The sequence below is a fragment of the Campylobacter lari genome (genome assembly GCF_004357905.1).
Lineage (GTDB): Bacteria > Campylobacterota > Campylobacteria > Campylobacterales > Campylobacteraceae > Campylobacter_D > Campylobacter_D lari_D.
The window spans coordinates 40,104-54,820 of sequence record NZ_SMTT01000003.1; the positions used below are offsets into that span (position 1 = coordinate 40,104).

At 28.5% G+C, this 14,717-nt stretch carries 13 protein-coding genes; 9 read left to right on the plus strand and 4 right to left on the minus strand.

Annotation, left to right across the window (positions count from 1 at the left end):
• Nucleotide 1: 1 nt before the first annotated feature.
• The 3 genes from E2O22_RS03430 to E2O22_RS03440 are packed head-to-tail and all read right to left on the minus strand — an operon-like array spanning nucleotide 2 to nucleotide 3,463.
• On the minus strand, nucleotides 2-1,042 hold the full coding sequence (locus E2O22_RS03430) for a D-alanine--D-alanine ligase (RefSeq protein ID WP_133319232.1): 1,041 nt from the start codon (nucleotides 1,040-1,042) through the stop codon (nucleotides 2-4).
• Between the two features lie 16 nt (nucleotides 1,043-1,058).
• A complete protein-coding gene (gene ruvA, locus E2O22_RS03435) occupies nucleotides 1,059-1,610 on the minus strand; it encodes a Holliday junction branch migration protein RuvA (protein WP_133319233.1) in 552 nt (183 codons plus the stop codon).
• Entirely contained in the window at nucleotides 1,607-3,463 is a 1,857-nt protein-coding gene (locus E2O22_RS03440; RefSeq protein WP_133319234.1) for a flagellar assembly protein A, read from the minus strand. The genes ruvA and E2O22_RS03440 overlap by 4 nt, the downstream gene beginning before the upstream one ends.
• A gap of 124 nt (nucleotides 3,464-3,587) precedes the next feature.
• Here E2O22_RS03440 and murJ point away from each other — a divergent pair, with 124 nt between their 5' ends.
• Genes murJ through rseP form a run of 9 tightly spaced genes read left to right on the plus strand, consistent with a single transcriptional unit; the run spans nucleotide 3,588 to nucleotide 13,882 of the window.
• On the plus strand, nucleotides 3,588-5,042 hold the full coding sequence (gene murJ, locus E2O22_RS03445) for a murein biosynthesis integral membrane protein MurJ (RefSeq protein ID WP_133319235.1): 1,455 nt from the start codon (nucleotides 3,588-3,590) through the stop codon (nucleotides 5,040-5,042).
• Nucleotides 5,042-6,424: a cysteine--tRNA ligase gene (cysS, locus tag E2O22_RS03450; RefSeq protein WP_133319236.1), complete on the plus strand. Its 1,383-nt coding sequence runs from the start codon at nucleotides 5,042-5,044 to the stop codon at nucleotides 6,422-6,424. Before murJ ends, cysS begins: the two co-directional genes overlap by 1 nt.
• Entirely contained in the window at nucleotides 6,417-8,180 is a 1,764-nt protein-coding gene (locus tag E2O22_RS03455) for an ABC transporter ATP-binding protein (RefSeq protein WP_133319340.1), read from the plus strand. The genes cysS and E2O22_RS03455 overlap by 8 nt, the downstream gene beginning before the upstream one ends.
• Nucleotides 8,181-8,230: 50 nt before the next feature.
• On the plus strand, nucleotides 8,231-9,289 hold the full coding sequence (locus E2O22_RS03460; protein ID WP_133319237.1) for a quinone-dependent dihydroorotate dehydrogenase: 1,059 nt from the start codon (nucleotides 8,231-8,233) through the stop codon (nucleotides 9,287-9,289).
• A complete protein-coding gene (locus E2O22_RS03465; protein ID WP_133319238.1) occupies nucleotides 9,286-10,539 on the plus strand; it encodes a M16 family metallopeptidase in 1,254 nt (417 codons plus the stop codon). Before E2O22_RS03460 ends, E2O22_RS03465 begins: the two co-directional genes overlap by 4 nt.
• Nucleotides 10,529-11,425 (plus strand): 4-hydroxy-tetrahydrodipicolinate synthase, encoded by an 897-nt coding sequence (gene dapA / locus E2O22_RS03470; protein ID WP_133319239.1) that lies wholly within the window; start codon nucleotides 10,529-10,531, stop codon nucleotides 11,423-11,425. The genes E2O22_RS03465 and dapA overlap by 11 nt, the downstream gene beginning before the upstream one ends.
• Entirely contained in the window at nucleotides 11,425-12,204 is a 780-nt protein-coding gene (locus tag E2O22_RS03475) for an enoyl-ACP reductase (protein ID WP_087689753.1), read from the plus strand. Before dapA ends, E2O22_RS03475 begins: the two co-directional genes overlap by 1 nt.
• Nucleotides 12,205-12,242: 38 nt before the next feature.
• Complete coding sequence (pgsA, locus tag E2O22_RS03480) at nucleotides 12,243-12,779, plus strand: CDP-diacylglycerol--glycerol-3-phosphate 3-phosphatidyltransferase (RefSeq protein WP_133319240.1); 537 nt, start codon at nucleotides 12,243-12,245, stop codon at nucleotides 12,777-12,779.
• Entirely contained in the window at nucleotides 12,776-13,882 is a 1,107-nt protein-coding gene (rseP, locus tag E2O22_RS03485; RefSeq protein WP_133319241.1) for an RIP metalloprotease RseP, read from the plus strand. Before pgsA ends, rseP begins: the two co-directional genes overlap by 4 nt.
• On the opposite strand, the gene E2O22_RS03490 is transcribed toward rseP, so the two are convergent.
• Nucleotides 13,879-14,709 (minus strand): hypothetical protein, encoded by an 831-nt coding sequence (locus tag E2O22_RS03490; protein WP_133319242.1) that lies wholly within the window; start codon nucleotides 14,707-14,709, stop codon nucleotides 13,879-13,881. The two genes, rseP and E2O22_RS03490, sit on opposite strands and share 4 nt — an antisense overlap.
• Nucleotides 14,710-14,717: the final 8 nt, after the last annotated feature.

Below are 14,717 nucleotides of genomic sequence, written 5' to 3' on the forward strand. Positions count from 1 at the left end.
ATTATAGCTTACCTTTTTGTCCATTAATGCTGTGAATAAAAGCATAATCAATCTTAATTTGCTTTTCTAGTTCTATACTTTTTGCTAAATTATCAACTGTATTAGTAAAATCTTCAAATAAATAATTTGCTAAAGATCCTGGATTTGGATTGATCTCATTTAAATAAACCTCATCATCTATCACAAAAAAATCACAGCGAATCAAAGCTCCTTTAAATAAAGGATTATAAATTCTCGTAAAATTATCCCTTAATTTTTGTTTTAATTCTTCACTAATATTTGCTTCACTTACTTTAGAACTTTCTGAAAAACCTAAATATTTTTGTTCAAAATCTAAAATTTCATTTTTTCTAGGCTCTTCAATAATAGAAAATTCCATTTTTTCATCTATCATACAACCTGCTAAGTTATATTCTTTAATATTACTTACAAATTGTTCTATCACAACATCCTCATCAAATTCAAAAGCAACATCTTTGGCATACTTAAGCTCGCTTTCATCTTTAACTATGCTTATACCTATACTACTACCTAATCTTGCAGGCTTTAAAATACAAGGAAAATCCAAAGATACATTTTGCTCTTTATGCAAATTTAAAACCTTATAATCAAGTGTTTTCACCCCTACGCTTTGTGCATAAAGTTTAGTTAAAACCTTATTAAAAGATAAAACACTAGCTTCTATGCGTGGGCCTATGTATTTTATACCATAAAAATCAAACAAAGCAGCTATTTTGCCATCTTCACCATCTTTTCCATGTATGATATTTATCGCTATATCAATGTCAAGTTTTTTCTCACCTAACATAGTTTTTATAAAAAACCCACCCTGCTTTAGCACCAAGGCTTTTTCTTTTTTATAAGCACCGCTGCTAAAAGTTTTTGCATTCATTTTTTCTTCATCTATAAGAAAAAATTCCTTATTTTTATCACAAAATATAAATTTTTTTTGTGCTTTGAGTACTTTTTTTAATACCACAGCACTTACAATGCTAATTTCATGCTCATAAGAATTTGCGCCAAAAATTACACCATATATCATTATATTTTTCCTTTTATTATGCTAATTTTTTCAAAGCCTCTTTAATAAGCTCACTAGTATTTTTACTCTCACAAGTTCTTAAAACCTTTAAAATATTTTCTTGTTTAAAACCAAGTGAAAGTAAAGCTGCCAAAGCTTGTGCTTGGTCTTGATTAGAATTTTCTATATTGATTTTTGTATCACTTAACTCAGCTATAATTCTTTTTGCACTCTTTGGACCAATACCAGGAACTTTTTTAAATACACTCTCATCGCCACTTTGCAAAGCTGCATAAAAAGTATTAGTATCTAAGCTTGAGCAAAGTGCCATAGCAGTAGTTGCTCCTATACCACTAATTTTGATTAATAATTCAAACATTTTTTGCTCATTTATATCTAAAAATCCATATAATTTATGAGAGTCTTCTTTGATAATTTGTGTGATTAAAAACTCAATCTTTTGATCTTTTTCAAAATTACTTGAGCAAAAAAGCGAAACAAAAACACCATAACTTACCCCACTTGAAGTTTTCAAAACTACAAAAGTAGGTTCTTTTTTACTCACTATTCCTTCAATTGCCACTATCATTTAGTTTCTTCCTTGTAATTACTAATAGCACGAATTTCAAAAAGTTCCATCTCATTTTCTGTATTAATTTTTTGAAGCTCAAAACATTGAATTTTTTCTTCATCATGAGGATAATAGCTTAATTCTTTTCTAGGATTTAACAAAATGAATTTAATTTCATTTAAATCCATCCATTTTCCACTTTTATTAATAATCTTAGATTTTAAAAGTTTTTCTTGAATTTTCTTAAGCTTTTCCATATTTGCTTTTTCTTCTTCTTTTAAAGATTCTATTTTATTGGCAAAAATACTTAGATTTTCAATCTTTTGATTAAAATCTTTAATAGTAGCTTTATAAGCTTGCGGTATAGCTCTTTTTGCACTCATTAATTCTTTTACTTTTTGCTGTAAAATTCGTATGGAGTCTTTACTTATATTGATTGTGTGTTTAGTCTCTTCTATTTCTTTAACTAAATTTTCTTGTTCTTTTTTCAATCCATCAACATGTATTAGTATCTCTTCTCCGCTTTTTTCTTCTCCAAAAGCTTTAAGATCTTGAATTATAAATTTATTTCCACTGCCTTGAATTTTTTCAACATGGATTAAACTTTTAGCACTACATAAACAATTTCCGCCGAGTTCTTGTATGTAAATTTCATCAGCAATAATCTCTCCGCCCATAGCCTTTTTAATATTTACTTTTTTAGCCTTGATAGAGCCATTTTCCAAAGTTTCAGCAAAAATCTCCTCAGCCTCACAATATCCTCTTAAGATATTAACCTCAACCTTTTGTCCTATAATAGTGCTTTTATGATGCATATTGCCTTTAAGAATTATCTTTTTACCTCTTAAAACAGAATCTTGAGCCATATTACCAATAACTTCTAATTCCTGAGCCTCAACAGTAATTCTAGGACCTATTGCATCTTCTAGAGTGTTTGTATTTTTAATCACAATAATAACTTGCTTATCAAAACCCGCCCAAATAGAACCTGTACTTTTAAAATCAACTTTACTAAATTCTAAATAATTTTCTATCTCATAAATGGATTTTCTTTGTATAATAAAACCATCTTTTTTAGCAATATATTTTATACTCTCATCATCTTCTTTAACTTCAAATTTATCAGAACAAACAACTTTTTCTTTATTTATTTTTGGTGGAAGTGCTTTTAAAATTTTAAATCTTAAATCCTTGCCATCGCTACCCTCTTTTGGCTTGATTCTCTCAATAGCCACCTCATCTTTTCCTATAGGTGCTACATAGTTTCTATTCATCACATCATTATACTTTTTTAGATTTTCTAAATAATGATATTTTATTTCTTCATTTGTAGGCTCTTGCGGATTAATTCCTTTACATACTTCAAATTCAACTTCAAAATCAAATTTTTGCTTTTCTTTAACTTTAGTATTAAAATCAATAATTTGCTTTTTAAAATCAAAAATTCTAAACCCAAGCAAATATTTTTCTTTTATCATCGCTTTATAAATAGCTTCTAAAAGCTCTAGAGCTAATTTGTCATGAAAAGCAATAGTTTCACTAGCTCTAACGCTAGCTTTTAATAAAGTACAAAGCTCATTAGTATATAAACTAACTTCAAAAGTTGAAATGCGTGCAAATTTTTTAAAATAAATTTCTATTTTATATTCTTGTTCTATATTTAATTCATGATTTAAAAATTTCTCATCTTCTTCAAAAATTTTCAACTCTTTTTCATTAACTTTTATCCATTCTTGATTATCATAAGTATAAGAAGTACTAAAACTTAACAACCTAAAATCAAGTTCATCAACTTCACATTTATTTTCAGAAGCAAATATTAAAAGCTCTCTATAAGGGTCTTTAGTGTATAAAATTTTCTTTTCTTCCATAGCTTAAGCTTCCTTATTATATATAAAATTTTGATTTTAGCAAAAATAAAATCAAAATTTAGTTAAAATTAGCTCTATTAAAAATTTTATAATACTCAAACTAATATTTAAAGAATGAAAATTAATGAGAAAAAATATTGTTTTTAAAAATTTCATCATCAATGCCTTAGGAATTTTATTTTCTAGGATTATGGGCGTTTTAAGAGATATTGTTTTAGCTTTATATTTAGGAGCTGGAATTTATAGCGATATTTTCTTTGTGGCTTTAAAAATGCCTGCTTTTTTTAGAAGAATTTTTGCAGAAGGGGCCTTTGGACAAGCTTTTTTACCAAGTTTTTTAAAAGCAAGTAAAAAAGGTGCTTTTTGTATAAATGTTTTATTGCAATTTAGTATTATAGTGTTTTTAACCTGTATTTTAGTGAGTTTTTTTGCTGAATTTTTTACAAAGATTTTTGCTTTTGGCTTTAATAAAGAAACAATTATCTTGGCTGCGCCTTTGGTTTCTATTAATTTTTGGTATTTGTTTTTTATTTTTTTGGTAACTTTTTTAGGCTCTTTATTAAATTATAAACAAAATTTTTTCATCACTTCTTTTTCTGCTTCATTTTTTAATCTTTTTGTTGTGATTGCAGGTTTTTTTGTCAATCAAGATGAGCCTTTAGAGGCCTTGTATTATTTTTCATATGCGACTGTCTTAAGTGGTTTAGCTCAACTTATATGGCATATTTTTGCTTTAAAAAATACTAGAATTTTAAAAAGCATGTATTTAAGCATAAAACTTAAAAAAACAAAGACTAGTTTAGATAAATTTCATTCTACTTTTACCCATGGACTTTTAGGCTCTTCGGCAAATCAAATTAGTTCATTATTAGATACTACTATAGCTAGTTTTTTAATGGCTGGAAGTATTTCGTATTTGTATTATTCTAACAGAGTTTTTCAGCTTCCTTTAGCTCTTTTTGCAATCGCTCTAAGTCAAGTAAGCTTTCCAAAAATACTAAGACATTTAAAAGCAAATGAAGAACAAAAAGCCTTAGCTTTTATGCAAAAAGCTTTTGAATATTTAAGTGTGCTTTTGATTTTAGCTAGTATAGTTGGGATTATCTTAGCTAAAGAAATTGTGGAGTTTTTATTTCAAAGAGGAAATTTTAATCAAGAAGATACAAAAATCACTGCATTTTTATTACAAGCTTATCTTTTAGGACTTTTACCTTTTGGTTTGCAAAAACTTTTCTCTTTGTGGCTTTATGCTAAATTTAAACAAAAAATAGCCGCTGTAATCGCCTTTAAAACACTTTTTATATCAGCATTTTTTAGCGTAGCGATTATTTTACTTATCAAAGAAGAAACTTATAAGAGCTTAGGCATTGCATTAGCTTCATCTATTAGTGCTTTTTATTTATTATATGCTAATATTAAAGAATTTGGCTTTAAAAATCTTTGGGGTATTTTTAGGGTTAAATTTTGGCTTATTAGTATAGTATTTTTAAGTTTATTTGCTCTAGGCTTATTTGAAATTAAAGATATTTTAATACAATTTTTAATTGGAATTTATCATTTTTTTAAAGGTTTATTTTAATGGTTTTTTTTGATAGTGTTTTAAAGAAAAAATGCGAATTTATCCCAAATGAGGCAAAAAAAGCAAACATTTATCTATGCGGACCTACTGTATATGATGATGCACATTTAGGACATGCAAGAAGTAGTGTTTGTTTTGATTTTTTAAGAAGAGTTTTACTAGCAAGTGATTATGAAGTGATTTTTGCTAGAAATTACACTGATATTGATGATAAAATTTTAAAAAAAATGCAAGAAAGTGGTAAAAGCTTAGAAGAAATTACAAATTTTTATATTAAAAGATATGATGAGGATATGCAAGCGCTTAATATCTTAGAACCTAACTTTAAGCCAAAGGCTACAGCTTATATTGAGCAAATGATTATATATATAGAAAAACTTTCAGAATTAAACCTAGCGTATAAACTTGAAGATGGAATTTATTTTGATACCAGCAAAGATGATAAATACTTTTATATCTCTAAAAGAAATTTAGAAGATAATCAATCACGCTTAGAAGAAAGTGTAGCCAAAAAAAATGATAGCGATTTTGTTTTATGGAAATTTGATGAAAAATTTTATCCTGCAAGTTTTGGTAAAGGAAGACCAGGCTGGCACACAGAATGCGTTGTGATGATAGAAAGTATTTTTAAAGATAAACTTGATATTCATGCAGGAGGCATAGATTTACTTTTTCCTCATCATGAAAATGAAGCTTGTCAGTGTCGTTGTAAAAACAATCATGAGTTGGCTAATTTTTGGCTGCATAATGGCTTTGTGCAAATTAATGGTGAAAAAATGAGCAAAAGCCTGGGAAATAGCTTTTTTCTAAAAGATTCTTTAAAACTTTTTAGTGGAGAGGTTTTGAGATTTTATCTTTTAAGTGTGCATTATAGAGCGCATTTTAACTACGCTTTAGAAGACTTACAAGCTACTAAAAAAAGACTTGATAAATTTTACCGTTTAAAAAAACGCTTAAATTTAAATGCTTTTATAGATGAAAAAACTACCATAGAAAGTGAAGTAGCTAAAAATATCTTAGAAGTTTTAAATGATGATTTAAATGCCTCTAAAGCCTTGGCTTTACTTGATGAGTTTATCAATGAAAGTAATATTTACTTAGATCAAAACCTAAAAGACAAAGCTTATAAAATACAATTAGAAAAAACCTTAAAAGAACTCGCTTTTATTTTTGGTATAGGTTTTATGGATACTATAAAATATTTTCAATTTGGCATTAGTAAAGAAAAATGTCAGGAAATAGAAGAAAAAATCGCTCTACGCAACAAGGCAAAGCAAGAAAAAAACTATGCCTTAGCAGATCAAATTCGTGATGATTTAGCTAAAGAGAATATTCTTTTAATGGATACACCAAATGGTGTGGTATGGGAGAAAAATGGATAAAAATTACAAAGAAATGAAGCTTAAAGAGGTTTTTACTCGCTTTAAGCCTTATTATAAAGATTATTGGTTTTATTTTGTTTTAGCTATTATTGGTATGCTTTTAACTAGTGGTGGAACAGCTGCTAGTGCATACATCATAGAGCCTATTTTAAATAAAATTTTTATAGAAAAAAATGTTGATTTGCTTTATTATATGCCTTTACTTGTTGTTTTAATTTATGCTTTAAAAAATCTTGGTGCTTATATGCAAGTTTATTATATATCTTATGTTGGGACAGATATTTTAAGAAGATTAAGAGAATTAGTTCTTGGCAATCTTTTGCGCTTAGATATGAGCTTTTTTCATAAATACAGAAGTGGAGAATTAATCAGCAGATGTACTTCTGATATTGGAGCTTTACAAAATATAGTTTCTACTATAATACCTGAAATTTTAAGAGAAAGTTTAACCGCGATTGGACTTTTAAGTGTGGTAATTTATCAAAGTCCAAAACTTGCTTTTTTTGCTTTAGTTATTTTACCTTTAGCAATTTACCCTCTTGCTATTTTTGCTAAAAAAATCAAAAAAATAGGACGCAATACTCAAGAAAAAAATTCTGATCTTACTTCAAGATTAAGTGAAATCTTTTCTAATATAGAACTTATTAAAGCTTCTAATGCAGGTAAAAATGAAATGCAAAAATTCAGCCAAACTAATAGCGAAGTTTGCAAACTTTCCTTAAAAGGCATTAGAATTGAAGCTTTAAGTAGCCCTTTAATGGAATCTATGGGTTCAATTGGCTTTGCAATAGTAATTATAATAGGTGGTAAAGAAGTAATTGATGGAAGTTTAAGCATAGGTTCTTTTTTTAGCTTTACTACAGCTTTATTTATGGCTTATACTCCTATTAAAAGACTTTCTTCACTTTATACAAGATTGCAAAATGCAGTAGCAGCTAGTGAGAGAACTTTTTATTTAACTGATTTAGAACCACAAATTAAAGGTGGCGATGAAAAACTTACAGAAAATATCCAAAATATTCATTTTAAAAATGTCTCTTTAAGCTATCAAAAAGATAAAACGGTATTAAAAGATGTAAATTTTTCTTTTGATAAAGGAGAAATTCTAGCCTTAGTTGGATCAAGTGGTGGAGGAAAATCTTCTATTATCAATCTTTTGATGTATTTTTTTGAAAAAGATAGTGGTGAGATTTTAATCAATCAAAAAGACATTAGCTCTTTTGATATTATTAGTTTAAGAGAAAATATTTCTTTGGTAACTCAAAATATTTATATATTTAATGACACTATAGCTCAAAATATTGCTTATGCTAAAGAATATAACGAAACACGCGTGATAGAGGTTTTAAAACAAGCTAATGCTTATGATTTTGTCCAAGAACTTGGTGGTATACATACTGAATTAAAAGAACATGGAAAAAATCTCTCCGGCGGACAAAAACAACGCATTGCCATAGCAAGGGCTTTATATAAAAATCCTCAAATTTTAATTTTTGATGAAGCAACCTCAGCACTTGATAATGAAAGTGAAAAAGCCATAGTAAAAACCATAGAAAGCTTAAAAAAAGATCGCTTAATACTCATCATCGCTCATAGGCTTAGCACTATAGAAAATGCTGACAAAATTGCTGTGCTTGATAAAGGAAAAATAGCTTCTATAGGAAATGATGCTTATTTAATGCAACATTGTGAAATTTATCAAAAATTAAAACAAAAAGCACAAAAAACTGATAAAGTTAAAGAAAATGAAAACTAAGAATTATCATTTTTTTAGTAAAATATGCTATTTTGTAAAAAAGGAAAAATATGACTTATGAAAGTTTAAAACCTTTAATATATAAATTAGATCCAGAAAATGCCCATGCTTTAGCTGAATTTAGTATGCGAACGCTAGATTGTATATTTCCTGGAGGGCTTAGTTTTTTTGCAAAAGATTGTATAATAAATGATGAAATTTTAAATCAAGAAATTTTTAATTTAAATTTTTACAATCCTGTGGGCTTAGCAGGTGGCTTTGATAAAAATGCAACTATGATAAGACCGCTAAGTGCTTTAGGTTTTGGCTTTTTAGAATATGGAACTTTCACCCCAAAACCTCAAAATGGCAACGAAAAACCTAGACTTTTTAGACTTGTTGAACAAGAAAGTATTCAAAATGCTATGGGTTTTAATAATAAAGGTAAAGATGCTATCGCAAAAGAAGTAAAAAAAGTCTATCCTTTTAGCATACCTTTAGTAGCAAATATAGGCAAAAATAAAATCACTCCAAATGAAGAAGCTATTAATGATTATATTATTTTATTAAAAGAATTTAAAGATTTGTGCGATTTGTTTGTGATTAATATATCCTCTCCAAATACCAAAAATTTAAGAGATTTACAAAGTGAGGAATTTGTAAACACCCTATTTAATCAAGCAAAAGAAATCACAAAAAAACCTGTGATTTTAAAAATTGCTCCAGATATGAGTATAGATAGTGCAATTTCACTTTGCAAAAGTGCTATTAGTGCAAAAGCTGATGGTATTATCATGGCAAATACTAGTATAGATTATTCTTTAATTGATAATACAAGAACCTTTGGTGGAATTAGTGGTAGATTAATCACTCAAAAAAGTGCGACATTTTTTAAAGAAGTAGCTAAAGAAATTTATCAAGATACTATTTTAATAGCAAGCGGTGGTATAGATAGTGCTGAACTTGCTTATGAACGCATTAAAAATGGAGCTAGTTTGGTTCAAATTTATACAGCTATGATTTTTAAAGGACCAAGTATTGTTAAAAATATCAATCAAGGATTAATTGAACTTTTAAAACAAGATGGTTTTAATCATATTAGTCAAGCTATAGGAGTTAATTTTAAATGATTAATTATAAAAAAATCACCCTTGAAAATGAACTTGAAATTTACACTTTACCTGTAAATAAAAAAAGCGGGGTTATAAGTGTAGATATTTTTTATAAAGTTGGCTCAAGAAATGAAAAAATGGGAAAAAGCGGCATAGCTCACATGCTTGAACATTTAAATTTTAAAAGTACAAAAAATTTAAAAGCAGGCGAATTTGATGAGATAGTCAAGGGTTTTGGTGGAGTGGATAATGCAAGTACTGGTTTTGACTATACGCATTATTTTATAAAATGCTCTAGTGAAAATTTAGACAAATCTTTGTGGCTTTTTGCTGAATTAATGCGTAATTTAAATTTAAAAGATGATGAGTTTCAGCCTGAAAGAAATGTAGTTTTAGAAGAAAGGCGTTGGAGAACTGATAATAATCCTTTAGGATATTTATATTTTAGATTATACAATCATGCCTTTTTACATCATCCATATCATTGGACTCCAATAGGCTTTTTTAAAGATATACAAAATTGGAAAATAGGAGATATACAAGATTTTCATCAAACTTTTTATCAACCCAAAAATGCTATTTTGCTTGTGAGTGGCGATATTAATGAAGATGAAGTTTTCAATCTTGCTAAAAAACATTTTCAAGATATAAAAAACACCAAAGAAATCCCTATAGTTCATGAAAAAGAACCTGAACAAGATGGTGCTAAACGCGTGATCTTGCACAAAGAAAGCGATACACAACTACTAGCACTTGCATACAAAATTCCTGCATTTAATCATGAAGATATGCCAAAACTTTGCGCATTGAGTGAGCTTTTAGGAAATGGAAAAAGTTCTTTAATAAGTGAAATTTTAATTGATAAATTAGAACTAATCAATGAATTTTATGCCTATGCAAGTGAAAATATAGATGAGAATTTATTTATATTTATTTGTGTTTGTAATGAAGATATAAAAGCAGAAGATGTTGAAAAAGAGCTTTTGAAAATTCTTGAAGATGTAAAAAATGCCAAATTTGATGATGCTATCATGGAAAAAATCAAAAATACCGTAAAAAGTGATTTTATTTTTTCACTAAGCAATGCAAGTAGCGTTGCAAATATTTATGGATCTTATCTTGCAAAGGGTGATTTAAAACCTTTGCTTGATTATGAAAAAAATATAGAAAATCTAAGCAAAGATGATTTAATTCATTGTGCTAGAAAATACTTCAATGAAGACAAATCTACAACAATAATCTTAAAAAGGGGCGAAAATGGACAATAACATCATCATAGGAGCAATGACAGCTTTAATAACTCCATTTAAAAATGGAAAATTAGATGAGCAAACTTACCATAAACTTATCAAAAGACAAATCGCAAATGGAATTGATGTAGTAGTGCCTGTTGGAACAACCGGAGAAAGTGCCACCTTAACCCATGAAGAGCATAGAATTTGTATAGAAATAGCACTAGATGCATGCAAAGGAAGTTCTTGTAAGGTTTTAGCAGGAGCAGGAAGCAATGCCACACATGAAGCTGTAAGTTTAGCTAAGTTTGCACAAGAGCATGGAGCTGATGGAATTTTAAGCGTTACTCCATATTATAACAAACCCACACAAGAAGGTTTATATCTTCATTATAAAGAAATAGCAAAAAGTATAGATATACCTGTACTTTTATATAATGTCCCAGGAAGAACAGGGTGTGAGCTTCAAACAGAAACTATTATAAGATTATTTAGAGATTGTGAAAATATTTACGGGGTAAAAGAAGCTAGTGGAAGCATTGATAAATGCGTTGATTTGCTAGCGCATGAACCTAGAATGATACTTTTAAGCGGGGAAGATGCGATTAATTATCCTATACTTTCAAATGGCGGTAAGGGTGTGATTTCAGTTACTTCAAATTTACTTCCTGATATGATTTCAAAATTAACTCATCTAGCTTTAAAAGAAAAATACATTGAAGCTAAAAAAATCAATGATGAGTTATATAATATTAATAAAATTTTATTTTGTGAAAGCAATCCTATACCTATTAAAGCGGCAATGTATATAGCAGGTTTAACCCCTACTTTAGAATATCGTTTGCCACTTTGCAAACCTAGTGATTGCAATTTAACAAAAATAGAAGCGATTATGAAAAACTATAATATAAAAGGATTTTAATGGATACTTTTTTTCAAAATAAAACTTTAGTAATTAGCGGTGGAACAAGAGGGATTGGTAAAGCTATTGTATATGAGTTTGCAAAAGCGGGAGCCAATGTAGCTTTTACTTATAATTCTAATGCAGATTTAGCTCAAGAAATTGTGAAAGATTTAGAAAATAATTATAAAATCAAAGCAAAGGCTTATGAATTTAATATACTTGAACCAGAAACATATAAAGAGTTGTTTGAAAAAATTGATCAAGATTTTGATAGAATAGATTTTTTCATCTCTAATGCTATCATTTCAGGTCGTGCTGTTGTAGGTGGATATACTAAATTTATGAAATTAAAGCCAAAAGGTATTAATAATATTTTCACAGCAACCGTAAATGCTTTTGTTGTTGGAGCGCAAGAAGCGGCAAAAAGAATGGAAAAAGTTGGTGGGGGTAGTATATTATCTATTTCTTCAACAGGAAATTTAGTTCATATTGAAAATTATGCTGGTCATGGTACAGCTAAAGCAGCGGTTGAAGCTATGGCAAGATATGCTGCAACCGAGCTTGGTTCTAAAAATATCCGTGTAAATGTAGTTAGCGGTGGACCAATTGATACTGACGCGCTTAAAGCATTTACAAATTATGAAGAGGTAAAAAATGCAACTATCAATCTTAGTCCGCTAAACCGCATTGGACAGCCACAAGATCTAGCTGGCGCATGTTTATTTTTATGCTCTGATAAGGCAAATTGGATCACAGGCCATACTTTGATCGTAGATGGTGGCACCACCTTTAAGTAATATTACCTTAAGGGTGCTTTATAAAGGATTTTAAAAGTATGAATTTACCCAACATCTTAGCTTTTATAAGGATATTATTAGCTCCACTTTTGTTTTTTTTACTTATTAATGATTTTGAAAATATCCATCCTAGTTGGGTAGATTATTTTGCTTGTGTTATTTTTAGCATAGCTGCTTTAACTGATTTTTTCGATGGCTATATTGCAAGAACTTGGAATCAAACTACTAAACTTGGAGCTATTATAGATCCTTTAGCAGATAAAATGCTTATTCTAGCTGCATTTTTAGGGTTATTACTTACGCAAAAAGCTGATCCATGGATGGTTTACATTATCTTAGTAAGAGAATTTTTCATCACCGGCTTTAGAGTGGTTATGGTAAGTGAAAAATTTGATGTAAGTGCTTCTTTTGCAGGCAAAATAAAAACAACCTTTCAAATGATAGCTATTATATTTTTAATCATGCAATGGCCTTTTGCCAATACATTGTTATTTATTGCTTTAGTGCTTACACTTTATTCAGCTTTTGAATACATACTAGCTTATGTAAAACATTTAAAAAAAGGTATAAATTGAAATCATATTTATTTTTATTTATTATCTTAGCTATTGGCTTTAAATTTTATTCTTTTAGTTTTTTAATAACACTTTTAGTGATATCTTTTTTAATTTTTTTTCACGAATTAGGACATTTTTTAGCTGCAAAACATATGAGAGTTGATGTAGAAATTTTTAGCATAGGTTTTGGAAAAGCTATTTTTAAAAAAACTTACAAAAATACAGAATATCGCTTATCCGCCCTACCATTTGGTGGTTATGTTAAGCTTAAAGGACAAGATGATTTAAATCCTAGTGAAAAAAATTATGAGCCAAATAGCTATAACACTTTAAGTCCTTTAGCTAGAATTTATATACTTTTTGCAGGACCATTTTTTAACTTTTTTCTAGCATTTTTACTTTATATAGCCATAGGTTTTTTAGGAGTTCAAAAACTTGCGCCTGTTGTTGGAGATATAGCGCCAAACTCAGCTGCACAAAAAGCAAATTTACAAATTGGTGATAAAATCCTAGCTATAGATGGGGTTCAAATTCAAAGTTTTGAAGAAATTGGCAAACTTGTTCACGCAAAACCAACCCTGCTTGACATAAAACGCGATAATAAATTTATCAATATCACTTTAACACCGCAAATTGACCAAGGTTATAATGAGTTTTATCAAAAAGTTCAAAAACCTCTTATTGGTATAGCACCTAAGGGTGAGTTTGTTACTATTTATCACTCAGGAATTAGCAGTTTGAAATATGCTTATGAAGAAAGCATAAATGCTTCTTTGCTTATTTTCAAAGGTCTTGCTAAAATCATCAGTGGGGAATTAGATGCTAAAAATATGGGTGGAATCATCACTATGGTGGATATAACCTCCAAAGCAGCAAATACTAGTATAGTAGTTTTATTTTTAATCACAGCTTTAATTTCCATCAATCTTGGAGTACTAAATTTACTTCCGATACCAGCACTAGATGGAGGACATATACTTTTTAATCTTTATGAATTAATTTTTAAAAAAGAAGTACCAAAAGTATGTTTTGAATATCTTAGTTATTTTGGCATGGCTTTACTTTTAAGCTTAATGGTATTTGTAACTTACAACGACATTACTCGTTTTATAAGCAATTAATAAGTCCTAGTAGCAAAATCATAGCGATTAAACTCGGCTATACTATTTTTACGATAAAAGCTATTATAAAATTGCTTACTTAAACTTTGTTCATAATTTAGTCTAAACTTAACCCACATTGCCGTTTGATCTTTTGCACTTGTTTTTTCATCTTGATAATTAAGTGATAAATCCAAAATAGAAATTGGAGAATAAGTAATGTTATACTGATTTTGTGTTTCTTTCATGTTAGAATTTACATTTAAAACATTTAAATAAGGTAAATCAAATATAACCCCAAACTCTGTACTATCATCACTATTATTTTCTTTTATATCATAATGATTAGCATATGCTTTAAAATATTGACTAAATTGCAATTCAGCACCAAAACTATTTTTTGCATAAGCTTGTTTATATTGATCGTTAAAATAATTAAAACCAAAATTGATTTCATCAAATTCATAACGATTAATAATTCCCAAAGAATAAGCTTGCTCTAACTGCCCTATTCTTGCTTGTTTTTCTAAAAGTAAAGTAGCATTATCATAATCTAAAATTGAGTTGATATTTTTAATATTTACATTTAAAGCGTTATAATCTAAACTAGCTTCTGTTTTATCCTTTGAGCTTAAATTTAAAACCTGTGCTAAAGAATTACTAGCAAAAGTACCAAAATCAACATTTTGAGCTTGATACTCCTGCGGTTTTTGAAAAAATACTTGTTTGGAAATTGCATTTGTTTTTTGTTCTTTAGTTATATTAACATCACCCTCACTTAAGCTTTCTTCTAAATTAGAAGCAAGCACATTTAAACATATACAACTTAAAAAAATGTATTTTTTCATTTAACCTC